The following is a 23,618-nucleotide window of genomic DNA, read 5'->3' as shown; positions in this document are numbered from 1 at the left end:
CCCGAAAAACGAGCTATACATGGCGCGGAGACATCGATGACGAATCGAATTGGGCAGGTGAAGGCGTTTGCCCTTCGCCTTGCTGGAAATTTGACGGCTCTATACTCCCCTCGCAGGCTTCCTGCTGCTAGTCGCACTGGCGTTGAAACTGGCTGTTCGATGGAGATGCAATTTTCGGCTGATGGGGCCTGCACTCTGTTGCCGCAAGACAGCCTGACGTCTGCTTTAGCGCATGTTGCGCACCCGGCAGGAGAGAGCCTATACGCATCCGGATCGACGGACACGAAGGCAAGCTCGCCACAGCAAATCATCTCGCCATTTTCGTGGTTTCGTGTGCCGCGTCGCCCGGCGCGTCAGATGCTTGATGAAACTATGCCTTTGCGAGAGGCGCTCGAGTTGGTGCCTGTTCCCATCCTGACAGTGGACGCGGAGAATCTCATCACGTTCGCCAATGGCGGCGCCGTTGAATTGTTTGGGCGTAGTCAGGACGAGATGATCGGCGCATCAATTGAGGTGCTTTTTCCACCTGCTGTTGATTGCGAAGGGCACCGTGCCGTTGACCATCTGTCCACAACTGGCGAACGCCCGGAAAGAGTTCTGGTACGTCAACTGGTCGCAAGTCGCCGCAGGGGCGGGGATTTCCCAGCGGAAATCAGGATCGTTCGGGTCAAGGCGCATAGTCAAGAGGCGCAGATAGTCGCTATTTCCGACCGCAGCGATTGCAGCGAGCTCGAACTGAGTCGGAACGAACTTGCGCATCTAGCCCGGGTTTCGTCGCTAGGTGAACTTGCCGGGTCCCTTGCCCACGAGTTGAATCAACCGTTGACAGCGATCCTCAGTAACGCGGAGGCTGCTCAAAGGTTGGTGAACCTGGGCGCAAGCAAAAACGCAGAACTTCGGGAAGCGCTACAAGATATTGTTGCTGATGACTGTCGAGCCAGCGAAGTCATCCAGAGAATCCGCACGCTGGTGAGGAATGGCAACATCGAGATGAAACCGTTGGACCTGGGGACGGTGGTCGCGGATGTGGCCGCACTGGTGCGTAGCGACGCAATGGTTCGCGGCGTACATGTGACCTTTTATGTCGAAGATGCATTGACCATGGTGCGCGGCGACCGGGTTCAATTGCAGCAAGTGCTACTTAACCTGCTACTGAATGGCTTCGATGCCATGCAGGCGCGCGCACCTGCGGAACGTGTCGTCGAATTGGCGGTGCACCGCGCGTCTGACGGCGGCGCGCACATTACGGTAAAAGACAGCGGTAACGGATTGCCGGCGGATCATATCGACAAGGTGTTCCTGCCTTTCTTCACCACTAAGCCGCAGGGATTGGGTTTGGGCTTATCCATCAGCCGCACGATCGTCAACGCTCACGGCGGCTGCATGTGGGCTGAGAAGAACGACGGCCCGGGTGCGTGCTTCCATATTACATTCCCGCCGCGTCAGACGTACGGCGGAATTGCTGGAGCAAATGACCATGAGTCAGCCTAACAGTCGAGTATTCCTTGTCGACGACGACGAGCAGGTGCGTTGCGCGATCTCGCGCCTGCTTCGCGCCGCCGGCTATTGTGTGCATTCCTTCGACAGTGCTGAGGTATTTTTCGATCGAGTGGATCTTTCGAGTTCTCCTGCGTGCCTTCTACTCGATCTGCAGATGCCAGGGATGACGGGGCTCGACGTACAGCATCGGCTGAATGGACGCGTTCCCATCGTATTCCTTACCGGACGTGGCGATGTCGAATCGAGTGTCGATGCGATGAAAGCGGGCGCACTCGACTTTCTGATCAAACCGGTTCGGGAATCGGTGCTGATTGCCGCTGTCGATCGAGCTCTGCAATCTGCCTGCAAAGAGTTTGAAGTAGAGCGGGAACATGCGGAGCTATTGGGGCGTGTCAATCAACTCACGCGTCGCGAACGCGAGGTCATGGCCCTTGTTCTGACTGGGCGTTTGAATAAGCAGGTTGCAAGTGATTTAGGGGCCGCAGAGAAAACAATCAAGATTCACCGTGGGCGTGTGATGGAGAAGATGAGGGCGAGATCAATCGTCGAACTCATTCGCCTCGCGGATAAGGCCGGTGTGCATGCGGCCGATGATCAATCGCCTTCTACTTGACCGCCTCCTTCGGCGCGCACTTCACTTGATTACTTCTTGTGCAAGTTATCTAGTGGACCAAAGTCCTATACCACGATCGCCCATCTGTCTTTAGGATGAACCTGCTGGGATCTACTCACAGGAGCATTTTCGCGATTGCGTCCATACAATGGTCAAGTCCAGTCGAATAGTCGCGGTGGTGGATGACGATGAGTCAGTCTGTCGCTCCATCAAACGTTTGTTGCTCTCCGCGGGAATCGGGGCGGAAACGTTTGTCAGTGGAGAAGCTTTTCTCACCGCGCTGTCGGCCATTCCTTCCTTTTCTCCGGACTGCGTCATTCTGGACATCCAGATGCCGGGCATCAATGGGCTGGAAGTCCAACGGCAACTTGCTCCGCGCGATCTCCCGGTCATCATCATCACCGCTCATGACGATATCACTGTGCGGGAACGAGCCATGGCGTCTGGTGCGACTGCCTATCTGCGCAAACCGTTCAACGGGTCAGCCTTGATCAAAGCCGTCGAACTGGCGTTAGGAATCAATCCTGGCGATAGCGGAGATTCCTGATTCGTCGCTGTATATGAGACTAAGGTCCGATTGTCTCGTGCAGGGTCGTCAAGCAAACTGAATTGCGTCGAAGCATACGTTGCGATGCCTGTTGGCTTCCGCTGTGGACGCGGGAGTGACGTCGTGCGGCAGTCAGGGGCGCTATTGAAGGAGACACGTAATGAAACTCGAGTCTACGGTCGTCGCGATCTCGTTCGCGTTTTGCGCGCTCAATGTTTACGCCGACGATTTCAATGGCAGCAAGAAGCTGGTTTGCGCGACCGTCGAAGCTCATGCGTGCGATCCCGGCCTGGAGTGCAAGCGTTCCTTGCCCGATGACATTGGCGCTCCCCGATTTCTAACTCTGGACTTTAAAAAGAAAGAGGTGATTGGACCCGTTCACACCACGCCTATGCTCGTAGGCAATAAAGAACCCGAGCAGGTAGTCATGGAGGGAACCGAGATGGGATACGCATGGACCCTGATCCTCGACTCGACTGACGGATCAATGACATTGATGCTCGCCAATAGTAGCGATGCAATCGTGTTGTTTGGCAACTGCACACCCTCCTGATCAGGGACAGTGCCATGAAAACGGCTTCGCTTCTCATTGGCCCGTATAGCAAGCTGTGCCACTCCCGTGGCGCACTAGTCCGGTTTTTCAACAGCAGGGAAATGCGGGCTGTAGCGCATTTCATCCGCAATACCGGCATCGATGCGACGGCGTCACGACTCGACGATCGTGGCGTGGCATATCGCCGGCCCAGTTTGGCATACCTCGGCTTGCCGCTGCTTTTCCTTGCGGCACTCACGCTATTGCCCGGCTGCAAGAAGCAGGCGGCGACTCCGGCTGCACGCCCGCCTGAAGTGACTGTGATGTCGGTGGCCCAGCAGGATACTCCGGTCGACTTCGAATTCACGGCCCAGACCCAAAGTTCACGCGAAGTGGAGATCCGTGCGCGCGTTGACGGCTTTCTGGAGAAACGCATGTACGTAGAGGGCCAAGTTGTCAAAGCAGGCCAGACTATGTTCCTCATGGACCAAAAGCCATTCGAGGCCGCGCTCCAAACAGCGAAAGGACAACTGGCCCAACAGCAGGCGCGATACCAGGTCGCGAAAGCGAATCTCGGGCGGGTGGTCCCGCTTGCGGAACAGAACGCGTTGAGCAAGAAGGATCTGGACGACGCGATAGGAAATGAAAAGCAAAGCGCCGCAGCGGTGATAGCGGCACAGGGAGAGGTTCAGACGGCCCAGCTCAATCTGGGGTACACGACCATTAAATCCCCGCTGACAGGTCTGTCCAGCTTTGCGCGGCAGCAGGACGGAAGCTACGTGACAGCGACGTCCAGCGGTCTTCTGACCTATGTATATCAACTTGACCCAATGTGGGTCAACTTCAGCATTTCGGAAAACGAGATGTTGAGATATCGGGACGAAATTGCCGCAGGGCGGTTGAAGTTTCCACCCAACAGCGAGTTTGTCGTCACGCTGATTCTGGCGGACGGAAGCTTGTTCTCCGAGAAAGGCCACATAGATTTTGCCAACCCCGCCTTTAACACGGAAACGGGGACTTTTCTTGTGAGAGCGGTATTCGAGAATCCGAAGGGGACTTTACGCCCCGGCCAGTTTGTCAAAGCGCGGGTGTCCGGCGCGACGCGGCCCAATGCGATGCTCGTGCCTCAGCGCGCAGTATTGCAGGGCGCCAAGAGCCATTTCGTGTGGGTGGTCGATAACGATTCGAAGGCTCACCAGCGCGTGGTCGAGGTGGGGGATTGGCACGGTGACGACTGGTTCGTCTCTGACGGGCTGAAGGTCGGCGAACGCATTGTGGTTGACGGCGCGTTGCGGGTCATTGCCGATAGGCCGCTCAATATCGTCAAAGGGGCACCGGCAGCAGGTAGTGCAGCGGCGCCGGCTTCTGGTTCGGCGGCAAGCCCTGCTGCTGAACCCGTTGCCGAAGGGCGAAATGCTGGGCCGGGCGGACCCGCAAGCAGCGCCACCCAGTGAATGGATGAACGACATGAATGTCTCGCACTTCTGCATCGATCGTCCGATATTCGCGTCGGTTATCTCCATCGTTATTACGCTCGGCGGAGCATTGGCGATGCTGGCGCTTCCGGTCGCCCAGTATCCTGACATCACGCCTCCGCAAATCACGATTTCTGCGACCTATCCGGGGGCCAACGCCGAAGTGGTGGCGAACAATGTCGCCGCACCAATCGAGCAACAAGTGAATGGCGCGGACAACATGATCTACATGAACTCGTCCAGTTCATCGACGGGAAACCTGACGATCAATGCCTATTTTCAGATCGGCACCAACCCGGAGCTTGCTCAGGTCGACGTTCAGAACCGCGTGAACCTCGCCCTTCCGCAATTGCCGCAGTCGGTCCAGGCGCAGGGCATTCAGGTACAGAAGAAGTCGTCCGCTTTCATGATGGTGATTGCGATCTATTCGCCGAGCGAACGTTACGATTCGGTCTATATCGCGAACTTTGCCAACATCTATGTGCTCGATGCCATCAAACGTATTCCGGGCGCGAATCAGTCGAGTATCTTCGGTAATCCGGACTATGCGATGCGTATCTGGCTCAAACCGGATCGGATGGCGCAGTTGGGCGTTACCGCGGCTGACGTTCAGCGAGTCGTGGCGAACCAGAACCAGCAATTCGCGGTCGGCAGCATTGGACAATCACCCACCGGGCGGCCGGTCGAGCAGTCCTTTGCCGTCACTACGACCGGCCGCCTCGCGGAGCCCGCCGAGTTCGAAAATATCATTGTGCGCGCGGCAAGCGGGGGAGCTGCGATTGTTCGGCTCAAGGACATTGGACGCGCGGATCTCGGACAAAAAGACTATTCGATTCGCAGCCGTTTCCAGGGAAAGCCCGCTACGGTCATTGCTGTCTATCAGCAGCCGGGCGCGAATGCACTCGAGGTGTCGAAGCAGGTGCGGGCGACGCTTCTGGAGCTTAAGAAGTCGTTTCCCGAAGGGTTGAGCTATGAGATTGCGATGGACACGACGGAATTCACCCGCGCATCCATCTCAGATGTCATCCACACCTTCTTTGAAGCATTGATATTGGTGGTGATCGTTGTCTTTGTTTTCCTGCAAAGTCTGCGCGCAACGTTGATCCCTATTGTGGCGGTCCCGGTCTCGATCGTGGGCACATGTATGTTCATGCTGCCGCTGGGTTTCTCGATCAATATGCTCACGCTGTTCGGAATGGTTCTGGCGATCGGGATTGTCGTGGACGATGCGATCGTTGTGATCGAAAACGTCGAGCGCAATATGACGGTCTATAAGCTAAACCCGAAAGATGCCGCGAAAAAAGCAATGGACGAAGTGGCGGGGCCGGTCATTGCGATTGTATTGGTGCTGTGCGCGGTCTTCGTGCCAGTGGCGTTTCTCGGTGGCATCACCGGACAGATGTACAAACAGTTCGCCATCACGATCGCTATATCGGTGGTCATCTCCGGTATTGTGGCGCTGACGCTTTCGCCAGCGCTTGCCGCTTTGCTGCTGAAGAGTTCGCACGGTGAGAAGAAGGGTTTTTTCCGCTGGTTCGACAACGCTTTCTCGCGAATGACGGCTGGATATTCGAGAGCGGTGAGACTGCTGATCAAGCGCTTTGTGATCGGACTGGTGCTTTTCGCCGGCATGATCGCGCTGGCTGTTGTCATGATGAGGTCTATCCCTGGGGCATTTTTGCCGCCGGAAGACCAGGGCTATCTGCTCGGCGCGGTCATCATGCCTGACTCCGCGAGTCTCGACCGCACCGGTGAAGTTTCACAGCAGGTGACGGATTACTTCAAGAAACAGGGGGCAGTGGGCAGCATTACAGTGGTGGATGGTTACAGTCTGCTGGATAACCAGAACAAGAATAACGCGAGCGCGTTTTTTGTCGGGTTCAAGAGCTTCGAGGAGCGCTATTCCTCGGAGAACAGAAAGACGCAGAACGCACAAGCGGTCCTGGTGGACGCCTATCGTGGATTTTCGACGGTAAAGGAGGGCGTCGTCATTCCAGTCAACCCGCCGTCGATCCCGGGGTTGGGTACGACAGGCGGCACAGAAGTGTGGATCCAGAGTAAAGGGGATGCAACCGTCGCCCAACTGGCGGAGGTGGCGGACGAGTTCGTCCAGAAGGCGAAGCAGCGACAGGAACTGACGGGCGTGACCTCGACATTCAATGCGTCGTCGAGGCAATTGTTGGTGAAGGTGGATCGTGACAAGTCGGAAACGCTCGGTGTCCCGGTCGAGGACGTGTATAGCGCGATGCAAACAATGTTTGGATCACTGTACGTGTCGCAGTTCAACCGGTCCAGTCGGCTCTGGCAAGTCATTCTGCAGGCGGAACCTTCGTACCGTCTCAAGCCTGAGGATCTCGATCAGATATTTGCGCGCAGTCGCAGCGGTACGATGGTGCCGATCAAGTCGGTGGCGAGTTATCAATATGTGACCGGCCCGGATCTCGTCACGCGCTTCAACAACTTTCCCGCCATCAAGATCACGGCAAATGCTGCTCCGGGTTTTAGCTCGGGTCAGGTCATCGCCGCGCTGGAAGACCTCGCCTCGCAAATGCCGCAAGGCTTCGACGTCGCGTGGAGCGGTGAGGCGTATGAGGAGCGTCAATCCGGCGGCACATCCGGCCTCGTGTTCGTCTTCGGCCTCGTGATGGTGTTTTTGATCCTCGCGGCGCAGTATGAAAAGTGGACCTTGCCGATCGGGGTGCTGATGGCAGTGCCGTTCGCCCTCTTTGGCGCGCTGCTCGCTATTCTGTTGCGCGGGTTGACCAACGACGTGTACTTCCAGATCGGGCTGACGATGCTGGTCGCGTTGGCCGCCAAGAACGCCATTCTTATCTTCGAGTTCGCGGTATTGAATCGTGGCACTGGCGCATCGGTTCTCGACGCTACGATGACAGCGGCGGAAGAACGGCTGCGCCCGATCGTGATGACCTCGCTGGCGTTCATTCTGGGGTGCGTGCCGCTTGCAATCGCACGCGGCGCGTCGGCGAACAGCCGGCACTCCATCGGTACGGGGGTGATTGGAGGGATGCTCGGCGCGACGGTGCTCGCCGTGTTCTTCATTCCAATGTTCTATTACCTGCTCGAGTCGATGTCTTCACGGTCAAGCGGCGGTAAGCAGACGCCAGACCAGGGAGGCGGCAACGTGAACCCCGCCACGCCTCCGGATGCGACGCCAGGTCCTGGCTCGACGCACCCGGCGCCGTCGGCACCGCGCGAGGGCGACTGACATGGAACGCCTGGCCCTTATGCGCGTCCTGGCCTCGCTCATTCTTCTTCCTTTGAGTGGCTGCCTGCTCGGCCCCGACTATGTGCGGCCGAAAGTCGATGTGCCTGCGACTTTCCGCTTCGCGCAGGACAGTTCGGTCGACGTCGAGAACACGGTCTGGTGGGAGCAGTTTCTGGATCCGGTGCTGAACCAGCTCATTGCAACGGCGCTGAGCGAAAACCGGGACGTGAGGGTGGCGGCCGCGCGGGTCGAGGAGTTTCGCGGCCAGTTCGTGACAACCCGGTCTGCTCTCTTCCCGCAAGTGGCTGCGGGCGCCGACGCATCACGTCAGCGTGCGTCGCAAAGCGCGGGTGTGCCGTTCCCGACGAACGTGAGTCCCGTTTATAACCAGTTCGACGCGACAGTGTCGGCGGCTTGGGAGATCGATCTGTTCGGCAAGTATCGGCGGCAAACCGAGGCTGCACGGGCAAACCTGCTGGCAAGTGAGGAGGGCCACCGCGCGATCATTCTCGCTTTGGTGGCTTCCGTGGCGTCGTCATATATCAACTTGCGCAACCTCGATCGGCAATTGGAAATTGCGAAAGACACGGCAGTCAGCCGGGCGGAATCGGTACGTGTATTCACTGCCCGATTCCAGGGGGGAGAGGTTTCGCAAATGGAGCTCGCCCAAAGTCAGTCGGAATACGAGTCGGCGCAAGCGACCATTCCGCAAATCGAAACGCAAATTGCCCAGCAGGAGAACGCGCTATCCGTGTTGATCGGCAGAAATCCCGGCCAGATTCTGCGAGGACGAGAACTGTCGGCGTTGGGGACGCCGCAGATTCCAGCGGGCCTGCCTTCGGAACTGCTGGAGCGCCGTCCGGATCTTTTGCAGGCGGAGCAAACGCTCGTCTCGCAGAATGCATTGATCGGCGCCGCGCGCGCGCTCTATTTCCCTTCGATATCGCTGACGGGGCTATTCGGCTCGCTCAGTACGCAGTTTTCGAGCCTCTTCACCGGGCCCGCCCGAGTGTGGTCTTTCGCGGGTTCATTGACGCAGCCAATCTTCACGGCAGGCAATATCTCAGGACAGGTGCGCCAGGCTGAGGCTCGTCAACAGGAAGCGCTGTTCGCATACGAAAAAACGATCCAGGTCGCATTTCAGGAGGTTGAAGACGCGCTTATCTCCGTGCAGAAAACGCATGAGCAACTAGGGTCGCAGGGAAATCAGGTGGAAGCGCTGCGTACTTACGCACGGCTGGCACGCTTGCGCTATGAGGGCGGTTATACGAGCTACATAGAAGTGCTCGACGCCGAACGCAGTCTCTTTAACGCACAGCTGGGTTACACGCAAACACAGGGCGCCGTGCTCACCTCGTACGTCAGTCTGTACAAAGCCCTCGGGGGCGGTTGGGTTCTGGAAGCTGAAAAGATGTCGAATCCCGCGCCTGCGCCGTCGGCCGCGCCGGTTCCGGCTTCCTCCGTGAGCACTGAGCCGGTTGCGCAGCAGGTCCCGCCGGCTGATGGGGCAATCGCACAGGAGCCGCGATGATCGACACCGATATCATCGCTTGCCACGACTGCGATTTGCTGCAGCGTGGAAGCCAGGTGCAACCCGGCAGCACGTTGCGCTGTCGCCGCTGCCACGCGGAGCTGCGTCGAGGCCGCTCCAATGGTCCCGAATATGCTTTGGCGTTTACGACGGCATCCGTGGTGTTGCTCGTCATCTCCAATGTGTTTCCGATCGTGGGTTTGTCGGTGAGCGGCACTCTCGTTCAAACGACGCTAGCCGGATCCGTGCGGGTCTTGTACCTGGATGGCATGTGGCCGCTTGCGGCGCTGGTGGGCCTCACGACGATTTTCATGCCGGTGGTGCAGACCGTGACGATGCTGTGGCTGCTGCTGCCTTTGCATTTCAGGCGCAAGCCTTGGGGTCCGGTAGGCGCATTCCGGCTGTTTCAACTGGCTCGCCCGTGGGGAATGACCGAGGTGCTGATCCTTGGCCTACTGGTTGCGCTCGTCAAGCTGGCGCATATCGCGAAGGTCGTGCCCGGCACGGCGCTGTGGTCCTTCATTGCGCTCATGATCATACTGGCGGCCGCCGCGGCCTCATTCGATCCACAAGAGGTGTGGTCGCGTATTGCCGCTGCACGAAACAACGATAGGAGCTTACGCCTGCCGCGGCGCACTCCCGCGAATGGTGCGCTGACAGGGGCAGCATGCGGACTTACGCTCTGTCACGATTGCGGTCTGCTGGTGGGCTCGCCGAAGGGTTCCGTTGCGCGGCATTGCCCGCGTTGCGGAGCGTCGCTGCACGTGCGCAAACCGGCCAGCCTGTCGCGCACGTGGGCGTATCTCCTCGCCGCCACCGTGCTCTATATCCCGGCGAACGTTCTACCCGTAATGGACACGAGTTCGCTGTTCGGCGCACAGAAAGACACGATCCTGAGCGGCGTGGTCTATCTCTGGGTATCGGGGTCGTGGCCGCTTGCCGTTCTCGTCTTTATCGCAAGCATTGCTGTGCCGATGCTCAAAGTTCTTGGGTTGGCCTATTTGACGATCTCGACACAGCTTCATTCGCAATGGCTGCCTGAACAGCGTACGCAAATCTACCGCGTAATCGAGCTGGTCGGACGCTGGTCGATGCTCGACATATACGTCATCACGATGCTGGTAGCCTTGGTCCAATTCAAGGCACTCGCGACTATCAACGCAGGTCCCGCGGCTATTGCGTTCGGCGCGGTGGTGGTGCTGACACTGTTGGCGGCGATGTCTTTCGATCCGCGTTTGATCTGGGACGCTGTGGAGCGGGATCATGACCACGCCTAGCGAAAAACCCGATACACCTGATCTGGTTGAGGCCGACGTGGTCCCGCGCTCGCGCTGGCGCATGCAGCTAGTGTGGCTGGTGCCTATCGTGGCGCTGCTGGTGGGCGGATGGCTCGCCACGAAGGCCGTGCTGGAACGTGGAGAAAAGATAACCATCAGCTTCAAGACGGGTGAGGGGCTGGAAGCGGGTAAGACCAAGCTCAAGTTCAAAGACGTCGATATCGGGGTCGTCGAAGCGGTGACGCTCTCAACGGATCACAAACACGTCGTCGCGAAAGCCGAAGTGGTGCGCGATGTGGCGAATATGCTTGTCGACAATACGCGCTTCTGGGTGGTGCGTCCGCGCATCTCCGGCGGCACGGTGTCCGGACTCGGCACACTTTTGTCCGGGTCTTACATCGACGTGGATGTCGGCAATGCCGTGAAAGCCCGTCATGACTTTGTTGGGCTGGAGGTGCCCCCTGTATTTGCCAGTGACATTCCCGGGCGCGAATTCACGTTGAAGAGCACGGGACTCGGCTCGCTGGATGTCGGCTCGCCGGTCTATTTCCGAAGGCTTCAGGTTGGACAGATTGCCTCCTATCAGTTGGACCCGGATGGTAAAGGCGTCACGCTCAAGGTATTCGTGAATGCCCCTTATGATCGGTTCGTGAAAAGCGATACGCGCTTCTGGCACGCCAGTGGAGTCGATATGGCATTCGATACGAACGGTCTGCGGATCGAGACCCAGTCGATCGTTTCGATCATCATCGGCGGTGTGGCATTCGAGTCGCCCGCGGATTCGGTCGAGGAGGTCGCGGCGGTGGCCAATGCGCAATTCGAACTGTATTCGACTCGCGCCGATGCGATGAAGCAGCACGACCGTATTGTCGATAGGTATGTAGTGAACTTCACGGATTCCGTGCGCGGTCTGACGGTTGGCGCACCCGTGGATTTTCGCGGCGTAGTGATCGGCGAAGTGACACAGATCTATACGCGATTCGACCCGGAACGCCGCCGCTTCAGTATTCCGGTTGAGATCCAGATCTATCCCGAGCGCTTTACCTCGCGCTATCAGACCGGGCGAGCCGGCGGCCGCATCAGCGAGGATCCAAAAGGAATCGCCAATTACCTGGTCGAAAATGGCTTTCGCTTCCAGCTAAAGAGCGGCAATCCGCTGACCGGTCAACTCTATCTTGCGCTGGATTATTTTCCTGACGCCCCGAAGGCCAAGATCGACTGGAACAGGTCACCACCTGAGTTGCCGGCTGTGCCGCGCACGCTGCAATCGCTGCAGGATTCGGTTACGCGCTTGCTGACGAAGCTCAATAGCATTCCGTTCGAGGCAATCGGAAACGACGCCCGTACGACGCTTCAAACCACGAACTCGATGCTCTCGAAGCTCGACGCGGATGTCATTCCGCGAGCTCACGACACATTGGCTTCCGCGCAAACGGCGCTCGATTCGGCGAATAGCGCTCTGCAACCCAATTCGTCCTTGCAGCAGACAACAGAAGAGACTCTTAGAGAGTTGACCCGTACCTCCGCGGCACTCCGTACGCTTGCGGACTATCTTTCGCAGCATCCGGAAGCATTGGTTCGCGGTAAGCCCGGAGGGCAGCCATGACTCGATATCGGCGTCGTGACGGGAGCGCAAGGCACGTGGCTCGGCACGGAAACGGCACGCCAGTGAGCGGATGCCGTCTTCCTGTCGTATTCATCGCGGGACCAAACGGCGGGGGAGTTCGTCGACAGATTCAAGGAAGGCGTGGGAATGCGCCTGGCGCAGGCGTGGCGCCGTTTGCCGCGTCATTCAGCGCTGTTTTGCACCGCTGCGCCGCGCATTCGATCCGCTATATCGTGTCATGCCTCGTGGTTGGACTGGTCGCCGCGGGGCTGGGGGGATGCAAGTCGTCACCCGCCAGGTTCTACACGCTGAGCCCGGATGCGACTCTCGCGACATTGGCGACGCCTCACGCGATCCCTCTGGCGGTAGGGCCGGTTACCGTGCCGGATCTGGTGGACCGTCCGCAAATCGTGACCCGGGCGGCCGGCAACGAAGTCGCCATCAACGAATTCGCGCGATGGGCGCAGCCTCTGAAAGGCAATATCGCGCGGGTCGTTGCGGCGGATCTGGGTACGCTGCTGAATTCGCAGCAGGTGACGGTGTTCGCGGGTACGACCGATCCGCTGGCCACATGGTACGTGAGGCTGGATGTCATGCGTTTCGACGCGGAACCCGGCCAGGACGTCATTGTGGACGTGCAATGGACCATCCGTGCTCCGGGGAAGCAGCCTGTTCGTTCAGGGCGATCTATTGTTCGCGAGGCAGTGTCCGGCGCAGGTTTTGAGGCGATGACCACGGCCTATGACCGGGCGCTTGCTGTGGTGAGTCGTGATATTGCGGCGGCAGTTGGCACGATGATTCAGCCATAGAGCAGACATGCTAACGATCACGGTGCAATGTCGGTGGATGTGAGGCGATCGCCGGGTGCCGCCCGTTTCAGAATTCATCTACCTTATAGGTGCTTCAATGCCAGCTCAATCCTTGCTTTCCGCGCGCAGCCTCATACGGTGTTTGACGAGTGTCGTCCTGGTTGCCGGAACAGGCGTCGCCTTCGCCGCCAATTTGAATTTTTTGAAAGACACACCGGTTAGCTATATGAAGGACGCAGACAGAAAGGCGCTCAACGACGCGGCGCAAATTGCGCTGGAGCGCAATAAGGATGGAGAGTCGCTGAACTGGAGCAACAGTGGCACCGGCAACTCGGTGTCGATTCACGGGACCGTCACGCCACGCGATACGGTGAAAGACGGTGACAAAACGTGCAGAACGGCGACGCTTGTCGCCATTGCGAAAGGACAGACGCAGACTTGGACGCCTGTCGTTTGCAAAGAAGGTGCTGGGCCGTGGAAGATACGGAAACAGTGAGTGTCAGACTATGCGGTGAACTCATGGAAAGAGGGCACTGCAGCAACCCGCTTCGAGCCGCTTTTAGCGGATAGTTTTGCGAGGCGTCCGGTTACGACTGCTGGTCAGGCAGTCTCCGGGACGCGGGTTTGGCTATACCTCGGTTTCAGAGGTTGAGCTTGGTCACTTTGGTTCCAGCGAGCGACGCATCCGCCATCAGGCCGGTATTGGTCAGGACTATGGCGACAACCTGGGCGGATGCGGATGTCGTGTCGATGGACCCGTTCGCACCCACCTTTAGCAAGGAGACCGCCACGTCGCCGCCGACCGACCAACCGGCCGAGCTGGTGAATTTGGCGAGCGAGTCCTTCGTCATAAAGAGGAAGATGACCGCGGTTGATTCGGCGCCGGCCTGGAAGCCGAAAGAAGCAGCCGTCGTGCTGTAATAGCCGACCGTCGCGCCGCCTACGCGCAATGCGCCTTCACCATACTCGGCACCCGCGATAAAGGCCACTTTCTTGACTGCCGGGAAAGTGAGGATGCCTTGCGCCTTGGATGCAAGTTCGCGTGCTCCCCCCACTGTTGCGTAAAGCCGCGACATCGTTCCGTCGACGCTCGCGTCGAGCGCCTGACGCTTCGACGCGTCCGTTTCGGGACTCTTGCCGCTGCCGCCTGTGGTGGTGCAGCCCGCGAACGCGAGGCCCGCGGCGGCAGTGGCTGCTGCGGTATTCAATACAAAGTTCCTTCGGTTCATTATCGTCCTCCGTTTCGGTTCCGAGGTGAATGCTCAGCAAATGCGTTACCCGTTGTGACGATTTCCAATTCTTTCCTGAATGCATGATGTCACAGCGGAAAAATGGAGGAATCAGACTTTGGTCTTATTGCTGAACAGACGCCGGTGCAGAGATTCAAAGTTTCCGGCGCGCTTGAGCCTGGAATTCCCGGCTTCCTCGCTGGAGATATTCTTTATGCAAAAGCCAACCGTATTCATGAAGTGGTCGGTGTTTTTCAGTCGTGCTGATTCTGTGAACCGTTGACCTGCGGGATCTGGATGAATCGAATCTAGGACCAAGGTCCGATGCCCCTCTTCATGATTGGGCATTACGCTCACAGAATAGTGCGGGGACGTGCACGTTGGTGCAGACCGAAGGTGTCGTCTTTACGCCGACAGAACACTGGAACAGCCTTGAGGAGAGGAGACGACCGTATGACCGAGGATCCTCGTCCTGCTAGCGATGTAACGCGAGCTGTGCCTTCGGGATGGCGGGCCATGTTTCCTCCCCTAACGTGGCTATCGTCTTATCAGCCGAAGTGGCTCACGCACGATGCCATTGCAGGAGCCACCCTGGCGGCCTACGCGATTCCCGTGTCGCTCGCCTATGCCACGCTCGCTGGATTACCGCCAGAGTACGGCATCTATTGTTATCTGGTTGGGGGGCTCGCCTATGCGTTGTTCGGATCTTCCCGCCAGCTAGCGATTGGCCCGACTTCGGCGATTTCGATGCTGGTCGGTGTGACAGTCTCGGAGATGGCTGGAGGGGATCCGGCACGATTCGCCGCCATTGCCGCCCTGACTGCGCTGCTGGTCGCCGCGATGTGCTTCGTGGGATGGATTCTGCGGCTGAGTTCGCTAGTCAATTTCATTAGCGAGACGATCCTGCTCGGGTTCAAGGCGGGCGCCGCCTTGACTATTGCTTTGACTCAGCTACCAAAGCTGTTTGGGGTGAAGGGCGGTGGCGAGCAATTTTTCGATCGCGTCGTCACGCTGGCCGGTCAACTTCCCAGTACCAATCTCGCCGTGCTCGGCTTTGGTGTTGCGGCGATCGTCGTGCTGCTACTGGGGGAGAAGTTCCTGCCCGGTCGACCGGTCGCATTGTTCGTGGTGGTGATCTCGATCATTGTGTTATCTGTGACACCGCTGATTGGCCTTGGCTTCAAGACTGTCGGCGCGTTGCCGCAAGGTCTACCCGAGTTTCGCTGGCCTGGCCTGCGCGTCCGCGATGTGGACGGTGCGATTTCGTTAGCGTTCGCGTGCATGCTGCTGTCGTACGTCGAAAGTGTTTCTGCCGCGCGGGCGCTGGCCCAGGCGAACGGTTACGAGATCAATCCACACCAGGAGCTACTCGGACTCGGCGCGGCCAATCTGGCAGCGGGACTGTTTCAGGCCTATCCGGTCGCGGGTGGTTTGTCGCAGTCATCGGTCAACGACAAGGCCGGCGCCAAAACACCGCTCGCGTTGGTCTTCGCTTCCGTGACTATCGGGTTGTGTCTGTTGTTCCTGACCGGAATGCTGAAAAACCTGCCAAGTGTGGTTCTGGCCGCGATCGTACTGGTTGCGGTGAAAGGGCTGGTCGATATCGACGAGATGCGTCACGTTTGGCGGGTAAGCCGGTTTGAATTTTTCGTCTCGATGGTAGCGTTCGCCGCCGTGCTTCTGCTAGGCATCCTGAAAGGCGTGATCGTGGCAGTGCTGGTTTCAATGTTATTGCTTATAAGACGCGCCGCACATCCACACGTAGCATTTCTGGGCAAGATTCCCGGCACCCGGATCTACTCCGACGTCGAACGCCACCCGGACAACGAAGCGACGCCAGGCGTACTGGTATTCCGCGTCGAAGCGTCGCTGCTCTACTTCAATGTCGAGCATGTGCGCGCTGCCGTATGGGACAAGATCCGGACTGGTGACGGGTCGCTCAAACTGGTTATCTGCGATCTGTCGACTTCTCCCGCTGTTGACCTCGCGGGTGCGCGCATGTTGGCCAAGCTGCATGAAGCGCTGAAGACGGCCGGAATAACGTTGCGGCTGGTCTCCGCTCATGCGGAGGTGCGGGATATTCTGCGCGCGGCCGGTGTTGAGAACCTGGTGGGCTACCTCCAACGTGGCATCTCGGTTGCCGACACGATCGACGAATGGAAGACAGGACGAAGTGCGCCGCCGCAAGTGGCAGGAGCGCTATGACCTGCTGCGCAATGAAACGCAGTGTGCGCCCGTTGAGGAACTCGTGGGCACGATGAACGTGGGCTGCACATGTGAAACGCGATACCGCTTGCATGTCGCCTTTCGGGGCAGACCCTTCACGTTGACGGCGGCTCAAGCATCATGGACAGTGAATAGGAGAGCGTTATGGCTGATTTATTTATTGGCAATATCGACGAGCATGTCAGCGAAGATGACATCAAGGCGTTTCTTGTGAAGTACGGTTTTCCGCCTTTCGACAGTATCGCGCACGTTCCAGGGGAAGGCTCGCGGCCGGCGGTGGTGGTCAGCTTCGAAGGTACGAGTCCGGAGGTGTTGCGTCGGCTGCAGCCCAGAGTTCACGACATGTTCTGGAACAATCGGAAAATCAATGTGCAGGTCATGAAAGACCGGTCGGAGTGAGGCGTATCTTTCAGACGTCGGTCACCGGGCACAGCTGTCAGGTTCTGACCTCGTGATGAAGCGTTCACGCGCGTAGGGTGCGGCGGTTTCTCGCTTCCCGAGCCCTCGTGGAAATCGAGAGGCAAGCGGAAATGCGCGAGAGCGGTAGTTGCTCCGCATTGGCGTTCAGGAGCGTGTGATGGATTCAAGGCGAATAGCAGAAGCCGCCGTCCGAGGCCTGGTCGCCGTGGTGAAACGGTGTGCTGTCCACCAGGCGTCCACGATCCAATGAACAAGCCGGATTTTTCAACTCCCACGCCGGAACCGGGCCGGATTGGGCCCCGGGCGAAGGCCGCCGATCAGGCCGGCGTGTTGCGCTGGCTGCCCGGCATCCGTACGCTTCGGACCTACCAGATCGCGTGGTTACCTCACGACATTGCGGCCGGCCTGGTGCTGACCACGATGCTGGTGCCGGTGGGCATCGCCTACGCGGTCGCGTCGGGCTTACCCGGAATTAACGGCCTCTACGCTTCTATCATTGCGCTGCTTGCTTACGCGTTGTTCGGACCCAGTCGGATTCTGGTGCTGGGGCCGGATTCGTCGCTGGCCGCAGTCATTCTGGCCGTCGTCGTGCCCCTATCGGCGGGCGACCCAATTCGCGCAGTAGCACTGGCGGGCATGATGGCGATCGTGTCGGGGGCGGTATGTATCCTGGCCGGTCTGGCGCGCATGGGTTTCATCACCGAGCTCCTGTCGAAGCCGATCCGCTACGGGTACATGAATGGCATCGCGCTGACGGTCCTGATCAGCCAGTTACCCAAAGTGTTCGGTTGCTCGATTCCGAGCGAAGGGCCATTGCGAAACGTGCGAGCCCTTGTCATCGCAGTGATGGACGGCCAGACTAACTGGACCACATTCATGGTCGGTGCAGGCACACTGGCCGTCATCCTGCTTCTCAAGGGCAGCAGGCGGATCCCGGGTGTCCTGATCGCCGTGGTAGGAGCCACTGTTATGGCTGGCGCGCTCGACCTTGCGGCACGCGCCGGTGTTGCGGTTCTCGGCTCGCTGCCGCAGGGCTTGCCTGCGTTCTCCATTCCATGGATCGCCACCGCGGACATGGCGCCCGTCCTGATCGGCGGCTGCGCCGTCGCGCTCGTGTCTTTTGCCGACACGAGCGTGCTTTCGCGTGTCTATTCGGCGCGCACGGGTGTCTATGTCGATCCGAATCAGGAGATGGTGGGACTCGGCGTCGCCAACCTCGCCGCCGGCCTGTTTCAGGGCTTTCCGATCAGCAGTAGCTCGTCACGCACTCCCGTGGCGGAGGCCGCCGGCGCGAAGACCCAGTTGACCGCCGTGGTCGGCGCGCTCGCGGTTGCCTTGCTGCTGATGGTGGCGCCCGACATGCTGAGGAATTTGCCCACCAGCGCGCTGGCTGCGGTGGTGATCGCATCGGCGCTTGGCCTGATCGAAGCCGCCGACCTGCGGCGCATTTATCGCATCCAGCGCTGGGAGTTCTGGCTATCCATCGTATGTACCGTCGGTGTGTTTCTGCTGGGTGCGATTCAGGGCATTGGCCTCGCTATCGTGATTGCCGTCATCGAGTTCCTGTGGGATGCGTGGCGGCCGTATTCGGCGATTCTGGGGCGTGTCGATGGTCTGAAGGGCTACCACGACATTACGCGCTATCGCGACGCTCATCGCATTCCCGGACTAGTCCTGTTTCGTTGGGACGCGCCCTTATTCTTCGCAAACGCCGAGTTGTTCTGTGACCGGGTGCTGGATGCGGTGGCGACATCGCCTACGCCGGTGCGCTGGCTGGTGGTGGCGGCGGAACCTGTTACGAGCGTAGATGTCACTTCCGCCGATATGCTGGCCGATCTGGATGAGACATTGCACGCGGCGGGCATTGAGTTGTGTCTCGCCGAGTTGAAGGACCCCGTCAAAGACAAGCTAAAGCGATTCGGGCTCTTTGCACGGCTTGGCGAAACGGCGTTCTTTCCGACAACCGGTTCCGCCGTCAGCAGCTACCTCGCGAGCCATCCGGTAGAGTGGGTGGACTGGGAGGACAGGGATCGCTAGGGAAGGGACGCTCGAACTGGCAACCGTTTCGATCGGAGCCCCTATACCCGGCAATCATCGCCATGACGGTCAGGATTTCCTGTGCTTTCGTGACGAACGCAAAGTACTCGGATGCGTTCGCCAATGTCCCTGCCAGGATGCTCTTTTTCCCCGCGTGGCAGTGGATGATTTCGTTTCGCCCGCGCCGCCGTTCTGCGCGTTCACGTCCAGGGCTCCGCCGAGCCCCTGCGGGTCGGCGACGCGGGCGAGCTCAATGTCGGCCGCGAAGTGATGATGGCGCACGATGCTGGCGTCGAGCAATTCAAGCTCCCGGAGCAACGCCGGGTGGCGGAACTCGGGCAGCGTGTTCGTCAGGTTGACGATCATGGCCCGCAGGCGCCGCTCGATCTGCAGACTGCCCGCACCGCAATGCCGTATTTCCCGGAACGTGACGTGAACGAAGTCTTCCCAGTCCGGCGTGCGAAAAATGACGCGCGGCCGTCCGCTGGCGTCGCTGAGCGTGCTGTTGGCCAGGGACCGCTGTCCGACCAGGCGAAGCAGCCGATGCAACTGGTCGATGGCGAGCACTGCGGTGGTCGGATCGTTGATGGCAGGCGATAGGGCCTTCAAGGCAATATCGACTTCAATGCGGAACGAGAACATGGGATCCTGCTCCATTGTACGTTCGGAGCCGAGCGCGACCAGGTTCTGCAACCGGCGGTCGCTGATCGTATCGCTGCTGCCGGTCAAATAGAAGAGCGGTTCGTCCGTGGCGAGAAAATCGCCGACCTGCGCGGCGAATTCGATGATGCAGCCGGCTCGCTGCGCCTCGCGAGAAAGTCCGGCCAGGTTCACCGCCAGCACCACCCCGGATCCACCGGGGTGATAGACGATGCGATCGGGCGCCCCCGGCGCCCCCGGCGTGCCCGGCTCCGCCCGGCCGTTGGTCCCGAATGCGCGCGAGCGTGACGTCCATGCCAGTTCAGTAGTGAAGCGCCGGCGAGCCGATTCTTCCGACGCGGGGTGAGGGTAGATGACCTCGATGACCGCAAACCCCTGCTCGGCGACACGACCCACGAGACTGACGGGCCGCAGCAGTCTTGCGGAATAGTCGATCAGCACGATGAATGCGACGAGTGAGCCGAGCCCAATCACCGTTGCAATGGACACTTGCAACTGAGGGACCGCCGAGGGTTGTCCAAGTTCTGCCATGGTCCGATGAGTCCAGAGCAAGGAAAAGACGAAGAGCCCAACGATCCACCGGATCACGTTATCGCGCAGTAGCGTAGTCGCAATGATGCGCGGAGTATATTGGCCACCCGCAACCTGGATGGCAACGAGCAGGGAGCCGAATGTAAACACCAGGCAGGAGAGGTTTAACGTAAAGATGCGATCGAGTATTGCGTGAGCTTCCTCGACGCTCACGGCAAGCAGTCCGTGTTGCAGATCGAAGCCGCTGCGTTGAGACATCCAGTAGCCAATTCTGTCGATGGCCCTGTTAAGAGCGATCGCGGCCATCACGGCGAGAATGGGTACGATCCATAGCGACGACCTGACGTGGCTGATCAGGCTGTATCGACGGTTCCAGGCCATGTCGGACTTCCTCGCCCGTCACGCGGGCGGGTAATGCTTGTAACGAAGGTAAGTCTTCGCGCTTCTCCGTAACTGATGCAGTCCAAGCGCCACAACGCATGATCTGCCTCGCGCCACGCTGCGATAGCCGCGGGGTAGGGCGCTGTCTCGCGCATCTCGTTGCATCGATCTGGCTCAGCGGCCCATACGACGATCGTAGCTGCGCGAGATGCGTGGCAATAGCGTCTGATCGTGCGTATCGCTAGAGTCGAAGCGCACCTGCACACTACCGTCGGACTGCCGTTGCACGCGGGTCGTGACGGTGCCGCCGCCGAGTCTCCCGACGACGATGCCGTTGGCCGGATCCTCGACGGTGAGCGCCAGTCCCTCGTCGCGCATTGCCCCTGCGGCAGCGGCAAATGATCGATCGTAATTCGCAGGCGTCGTCACCACTGTTCCGGCGACCGGTACTGCGTAATACGTGCAGGCCGCCAGGGTGATGAGGGCGCAGCACCCGGCGGCGAGCAGAATGCGTATCAAGGTTGCTCCTTCGTCCATCCGGGAGCGGGATCGAACGACTTGGTCGCGGCGGCCTTGGCCGCGCTATCAGGTCCAAGGTCTCGTTCGTAGACTTGCCCGTCGTGACTGACCATGAAGCTCTTGATACCGGTTTCTCCGTAACGAACCGGCCAGGCAATCACGGCAAAACCGCCGAAAAGCTTACCGTTCACGACATAGTCATACGCTCCGCCCGGGGCGTGAGGGCCTTGCGAGGTCAGCAGCTTGTAGTGATAGCCGTAGTAGCCCGCTTGCGATGGGTTGCGCGTGCCGGCCGTGATAAAGGCTTCGCCAAGAGGGCTCGGTTTTTCGTCGGGGCCAGTAGGCCAGTACAGGCCGTCGCGCTTGCCGGGCGAACTCGATAGTTTCCTGGCGTAAACAAGCACGCCACTGCCGTCATGGTCCGTGCTGGCGTATTCGCGTTGCGCATCGTAGATCGCCAGCATGGTCTGAATGACGGCAAGCTCGTTTCGTCCAATGCGGCGCAAGCGCATTTCCTCCACGCCGGCGTGCGTGTCGAAATGCCAGCCCTGCGGCGATTTCACGAGAGGAATGGGCAGGGTCCAGCCGTCATTGCCTACCTTGATGTCTGCACGTTCGCTGCCCGATGCCTGAATCGCATGTGACGTTTTCCAGGCTGTCAGGAAGCGGGTTCGCAACTCGGCGCCCACAGGAGGAATGAGCTCCCGAAAGTCATTGCCAAGCAACGACTTCAAGGCGGCTTCGTCGTCGTTGGCAATCGCATCGCCAAATGCAGTCATCGCATCTTCAGCGGATTTGAAGTCCTTCTGCGCGTATGCCGCCTGAGGTGCCGCGAGGCAAAGTGTCAGCGCAACGATAACTGCGCTGCCGATTGCGCCAAGCCGGGCCGCGAGGAATCGTAGTGGTGACTTCATGCTTTTGTCTCCTTAGCGCCTGCCACGTCCGCCACCGCCACCACCAGCCCGCGCTCCGCCGCCCTGTCGACTAAAGCTCGAAGACTGCGCACTTGCGCGCCCCCGGTTGAAGTCTTGCTGCGAGGCGCCGCCACCGCCTACACCCTGGAAGGCGTTGTCTCGACCGCCGCCTCCGCCGCCGGTGGCGGCCCGACCGCCTCCCGCACTGGCCCGGTCGGAAACGTCCGCACGATTGGTCGAGCCGCCAACATTCGCCCCGCCGGCGCGGTTGCTGACGCCGGCATTATTTGCCCCACCGCGATGGTCACCCACGCCCGCATTGTTCGCCCCACCGCCGCGGTTACCCGCGCCGGCATTATTCGCTCCTCCGCCACGGTTGCCCGCACCGGCATTGTTCGCTCCGCTGCCGCGATTACCCGCGCCGGCGTTGTTCGTCCCACCGCCGCGGTTACCGCCGCCGGCGTTGTTCGCGCCGCCTGCACGGTTGCCGGCGCCAGCCCTGTCGGAGCCCGCGGCGCGGTCAGTCGCGCCACCGGTACGGCCACGAAAGTCGCCGCGCGCGTCGGCACCCGAGACGTTCTTCCCGTACTTCTCACGGGACGCGTTGTCGCGATAGGCGACGCCCTGGCGATGGCCCGCATCATGCTGCCACTTGCCGCCCTGAGCCTTGCTGCGGTCGAAGTTGCGATCGATATTGGCGGCCTTGTTGACATTGATATTGACGTCTCCGCCGCCCCAGTTGCAGTTGCCGAAGATTGCGCCGGCAGCCGCGAGGCCCACGCCCCAGGCGAAGCCGGTGGCAAGCGCGGCGCCGGGATAGTAAGCCGGAGCAGGTGGCCAGTAATACGGAGGATAGGCCGGAGCCGCCCAGGTGCCGTACACGACCGTCGGGTTGTAGGCCGGCACGTAGATCACCTCGGGATTTGCCGGTTCGATACGCACGATGGTCTGCGTGGTTTGCCCGCCAGCCGGGGCCGGTTCCGTCATCACTTTCTGTTGCTCATTGGACTTGAGGTTGCCCGATTTCTGCGCTCGCGCACGTAGCCGCTGCACTGCATCGAGAACGTCCTTTTCCTGCGCAAGAAACGCATCGCCGAGCTTCTGTGTCCAGTCGAGCTTGTCGTTCATCGGTTCGAGCACTTGCGGAAACGCAACGAGCGATTTCACACTGACGTCCCACGGCTGATCCTGCACGGCCTTCACGGCCTCATCACCCTTGAGCTTTGGATTGGCCTTGACCCAACGCGCGGCATGCACGATCGCCAGCGGATAGGTCGAGGCCATCAATACCTGTGACAGGACGGAGTCCGGATAGAGTGCGATCGGTGCGACTAGCGCCTCGATCTCCTCCGGCTTGAATGTCGGCTGCTGCGCTTGGGCCTGTCCGGCGGCATCGTTCGAAGGATTGGGAGTCTGGGCAGGCGCACTGCTGGAACCAAGTGTCAGCGCAACGAGGAACCCCATGCACATCCCATAAGAGAGTCGCGCACTCCACTGGGTCATGGCCGCTCCTTGTCCAATATGATGGGTGGCACAGATTCTGGTTTTCAGATGCGAGTCCCGAGAGATGCCCGCATTGTCAGTA

The 23,618-nt window shown here is 59.6% G+C and carries 20 protein-coding genes; 15 read left to right on the top strand and 5 right to left on the bottom strand.

The annotated features are described in order from the left end of the window. Nucleotides 1-36: 36 nt before the first annotated feature. The 11 genes from P0D70_RS16340 (at nucleotide 37) to P0D70_RS16290 (ending at nucleotide 13,612) form a co-directional block, all read left to right on the top strand. Nucleotides 37-1,491, top strand: coding sequence for a two-component system sensor histidine kinase NtrB (locus P0D70_RS16340; RefSeq protein WP_408185269.1), 1,455 nt, complete (start codon nucleotides 37-39; stop codon nucleotides 1,489-1,491). Further along, a complete protein-coding gene (locus P0D70_RS16335) occupies nucleotides 1,478-2,113 on the top strand; it encodes a response regulator transcription factor (RefSeq protein WP_091795455.1) in 636 nt (211 codons plus the stop codon). Before P0D70_RS16340 ends, P0D70_RS16335 begins: the two co-directional genes overlap by 14 nt. Before the next feature lie 148 nt (nucleotides 2,114-2,261). After that, on the top strand, nucleotides 2,262-2,660 hold the full coding sequence (locus tag P0D70_RS16330; protein ID WP_408185268.1) for a response regulator transcription factor: 399 nt from the start codon (nucleotides 2,262-2,264) through the stop codon (nucleotides 2,658-2,660). Nucleotides 2,661-2,820: 160 nt separating this feature from the next. Continuing rightward, nucleotides 2,821-3,213 (top strand): hypothetical protein, encoded by a 393-nt coding sequence (locus tag P0D70_RS16325; protein WP_408185267.1) that lies wholly within the window; start codon nucleotides 2,821-2,823, stop codon nucleotides 3,211-3,213. A 14-nt stretch (nucleotides 3,214-3,227) separates the two neighbouring features. Beyond that, complete coding sequence (locus P0D70_RS16320; RefSeq protein WP_408185266.1) at nucleotides 3,228-4,646, top strand: efflux RND transporter periplasmic adaptor subunit; 1,419 nt, start codon at nucleotides 3,228-3,230, stop codon at nucleotides 4,644-4,646. Between the two features lie 13 nt (nucleotides 4,647-4,659). Then, on the top strand, nucleotides 4,660-7,893 hold the full coding sequence (locus P0D70_RS16315; protein WP_408185312.1) for an efflux RND transporter permease subunit: 3,234 nt from the start codon (nucleotides 4,660-4,662) through the stop codon (nucleotides 7,891-7,893). Between the two features lies 1 nt (nucleotide 7,894). Then, nucleotides 7,895-9,424, top strand: coding sequence for an efflux transporter outer membrane subunit (locus P0D70_RS16310; RefSeq protein WP_408185265.1), 1,530 nt, complete (start codon nucleotides 7,895-7,897; stop codon nucleotides 9,422-9,424). Continuing rightward, nucleotides 9,421-10,701: a paraquat-inducible protein A gene (locus P0D70_RS16305; protein ID WP_408185264.1), complete on the top strand. Its 1,281-nt coding sequence runs from the start codon at nucleotides 9,421-9,423 to the stop codon at nucleotides 10,699-10,701. The genes P0D70_RS16310 and P0D70_RS16305 overlap by 4 nt, the downstream gene beginning before the upstream one ends. Beyond that, nucleotides 10,688-12,307 carry a PqiB family protein gene (locus P0D70_RS16300; RefSeq protein WP_408185263.1) on the top strand — a complete coding sequence of 540 codons (1,620 nt, stop codon included), beginning with the start codon at nucleotides 10,688-10,690 and terminating at the stop codon, nucleotides 12,305-12,307. The genes P0D70_RS16305 and P0D70_RS16300 overlap by 14 nt, the downstream gene beginning before the upstream one ends. A 164-nt stretch (nucleotides 12,308-12,471) precedes the next feature. Then, nucleotides 12,472-13,116 (top strand): PqiC family protein, encoded by a 645-nt coding sequence (locus P0D70_RS16295; RefSeq protein ID WP_408185262.1) that lies wholly within the window; start codon nucleotides 12,472-12,474, stop codon nucleotides 13,114-13,116. A 97-nt stretch (nucleotides 13,117-13,213) separates the two neighbouring features. Beyond that, nucleotides 13,214-13,612 (top strand): hypothetical protein, encoded by a 399-nt coding sequence (locus P0D70_RS16290; RefSeq protein WP_091795436.1) that lies wholly within the window; start codon nucleotides 13,214-13,216, stop codon nucleotides 13,610-13,612. A gap of 145 nt (nucleotides 13,613-13,757) precedes the next feature. Here the strand turns inward: P0D70_RS16290 and P0D70_RS16285 are convergent, their stop codons facing one another. Further along, the gene (locus P0D70_RS16285) at nucleotides 13,758-14,345 is read right to left on the bottom strand and encodes a BPSL1445 family SYLF domain-containing lipoprotein (protein ID WP_091795433.1); all 588 of its coding nucleotides are present in this window, start codon (nucleotides 14,343-14,345) and stop codon (nucleotides 13,758-13,760) included. A 102-nt stretch (nucleotides 14,346-14,447) separates the two neighbouring features. On the opposite strand from P0D70_RS16285, the gene P0D70_RS16280 reads away from it, so the two are divergent. The 4 genes from P0D70_RS16280 to P0D70_RS16265 all read left to right on the top strand — a co-directional run bounded on the left by P0D70_RS16280 (nucleotide 14,448) and on the right by P0D70_RS16265 (nucleotide 19,028). Continuing rightward, nucleotides 14,448-14,612: a hypothetical protein gene (locus tag P0D70_RS16280; RefSeq protein WP_408185261.1), complete on the top strand. Its 165-nt coding sequence runs from the start codon at nucleotides 14,448-14,450 to the stop codon at nucleotides 14,610-14,612. A gap of 186 nt (nucleotides 14,613-14,798) precedes the next feature. Continuing rightward, on the top strand, nucleotides 14,799-16,550 hold the full coding sequence (locus P0D70_RS16275; RefSeq protein WP_408185260.1) for a SulP family inorganic anion transporter: 1,752 nt from the start codon (nucleotides 14,799-14,801) through the stop codon (nucleotides 16,548-16,550). Between the two features lie 165 nt (nucleotides 16,551-16,715). Beyond that, complete coding sequence (locus P0D70_RS16270; RefSeq protein ID WP_091795429.1) at nucleotides 16,716-16,970, top strand: RNA recognition motif domain-containing protein; 255 nt, start codon at nucleotides 16,716-16,718, stop codon at nucleotides 16,968-16,970. A gap of 267 nt (nucleotides 16,971-17,237) precedes the next feature. Continuing rightward, nucleotides 17,238-19,028: a SulP family inorganic anion transporter gene (locus P0D70_RS16265; RefSeq protein ID WP_408185259.1), complete on the top strand. Its 1,791-nt coding sequence runs from the start codon at nucleotides 17,238-17,240 to the stop codon at nucleotides 19,026-19,028. Between the two features lie 69 nt (nucleotides 19,029-19,097). Here P0D70_RS16265 and P0D70_RS16260 read toward each other — a convergent pair whose 3' ends face one another. From P0D70_RS16260 to P0D70_RS16245, 4 genes are all read right to left on the bottom strand, one after another. Next, a complete protein-coding gene (locus tag P0D70_RS16260; RefSeq protein WP_408185258.1) occupies nucleotides 19,098-20,600 on the bottom strand; it encodes a DUF2254 domain-containing protein in 1,503 nt (500 codons plus the stop codon). A 174-nt stretch (nucleotides 20,601-20,774) separates the two neighbouring features. After that, entirely contained in the window at nucleotides 20,775-21,119 is a 345-nt protein-coding gene (locus tag P0D70_RS16255) for a hypothetical protein (protein WP_408185257.1), read from the bottom strand. Next, complete coding sequence (locus P0D70_RS16250; RefSeq protein WP_091795419.1) at nucleotides 21,116-22,033, bottom strand: DUF2950 domain-containing protein; 918 nt, start codon at nucleotides 22,031-22,033, stop codon at nucleotides 21,116-21,118. The genes P0D70_RS16255 and P0D70_RS16250 overlap by 4 nt, the downstream gene beginning before the upstream one ends. A 12-nt stretch (nucleotides 22,034-22,045) precedes the next feature. Beyond that, nucleotides 22,046-23,536: a DUF3300 domain-containing protein gene (locus P0D70_RS16245; protein ID WP_408185256.1), complete on the bottom strand. Its 1,491-nt coding sequence runs from the start codon at nucleotides 23,534-23,536 to the stop codon at nucleotides 22,046-22,048. Between the last annotated feature and the right edge of the window lie 82 nt (nucleotides 23,537-23,618).

It is taken from the genome of Paraburkholderia sp. RL17-381-BIF-C (assembly GCF_046026435.1).
In the GTDB taxonomy this organism is placed as follows: Bacteria; Pseudomonadota; Gammaproteobacteria; order Burkholderiales; family Burkholderiaceae; genus Paraburkholderia.
Note: the sequence above shows the minus strand (reverse complement) of the source record. Positions and strands in the feature narration are given on the sequence as shown.

Bases quoted from the DNA above. Each gene is read 5' to 3' on its own strand.
- P0D70_RS16310 (WP_408185265.1), top strand. From the start codon at position 7,895: ATGGAACGCCTGGCCCTTATGCGCGTCCTGGCCTCGCTCATTCTTCTT.
- P0D70_RS16340 (WP_408185269.1), top strand. From the start codon at position 37: ATGACGAATCGAATTGGGCAGGTGAAGGCGTTTGCCCTTCGCCTTGCT.
- P0D70_RS16275 (WP_408185260.1), top strand. From the start codon at position 14,799: ATGACCGAGGATCCTCGTCCTGCTAGCGATGTAACGCGAGCTGTGCCT.
- P0D70_RS16245 (WP_408185256.1), bottom strand. From the start codon at position 23,536: ATGACCCAGTGGAGTGCGCGACTCTCTTATGGGATGTGCATGGGGTTC.
- P0D70_RS16270 (WP_091795429.1), top strand. From the start codon at position 16,716: ATGGCTGATTTATTTATTGGCAATATCGACGAGCATGTCAGCGAAGAT.
- P0D70_RS16325 (WP_408185267.1), top strand. From the start codon at position 2,821: ATGAAACTCGAGTCTACGGTCGTCGCGATCTCGTTCGCGTTTTGCGCG.
- P0D70_RS16315 (WP_408185312.1), top strand. From the start codon at position 4,660: ATGAATGTCTCGCACTTCTGCATCGATCGTCCGATATTCGCGTCGGTT.
- P0D70_RS16320 (WP_408185266.1), top strand. From the start codon at position 3,228: ATGAAAACGGCTTCGCTTCTCATTGGCCCGTATAGCAAGCTGTGCCAC.
- P0D70_RS16305 (WP_408185264.1), top strand. From the start codon at position 9,421: ATGATCGACACCGATATCATCGCTTGCCACGACTGCGATTTGCTGCAG.
- P0D70_RS16250 (WP_091795419.1), bottom strand. From the start codon at position 22,033: ATGAAGTCACCACTACGATTCCTCGCGGCCCGGCTTGGCGCAATCGGC.
- P0D70_RS16285 (WP_091795433.1), bottom strand. From the start codon at position 14,345: ATGAACCGAAGGAACTTTGTATTGAATACCGCAGCAGCCACTGCCGCC.
- P0D70_RS16330 (WP_408185268.1), top strand. From the start codon at position 2,262: ATGGTCAAGTCCAGTCGAATAGTCGCGGTGGTGGATGACGATGAGTCA.
- P0D70_RS16265 (WP_408185259.1), top strand. From the start codon at position 17,238: ATGAACAAGCCGGATTTTTCAACTCCCACGCCGGAACCGGGCCGGATT.
- P0D70_RS16280 (WP_408185261.1), top strand. From the start codon at position 14,448: ATGGAGGAATCAGACTTTGGTCTTATTGCTGAACAGACGCCGGTGCAG.
- P0D70_RS16290 (WP_091795436.1), top strand. From the start codon at position 13,214: ATGCCAGCTCAATCCTTGCTTTCCGCGCGCAGCCTCATACGGTGTTTG.
- P0D70_RS16260 (WP_408185258.1), bottom strand. From the start codon at position 20,600: ATGGCCTGGAACCGTCGATACAGCCTGATCAGCCACGTCAGGTCGTCG.
- P0D70_RS16335 (WP_091795455.1), top strand. From the start codon at position 1,478: ATGAGTCAGCCTAACAGTCGAGTATTCCTTGTCGACGACGACGAGCAG.
- P0D70_RS16300 (WP_408185263.1), top strand. From the start codon at position 10,688: ATGACCACGCCTAGCGAAAAACCCGATACACCTGATCTGGTTGAGGCC.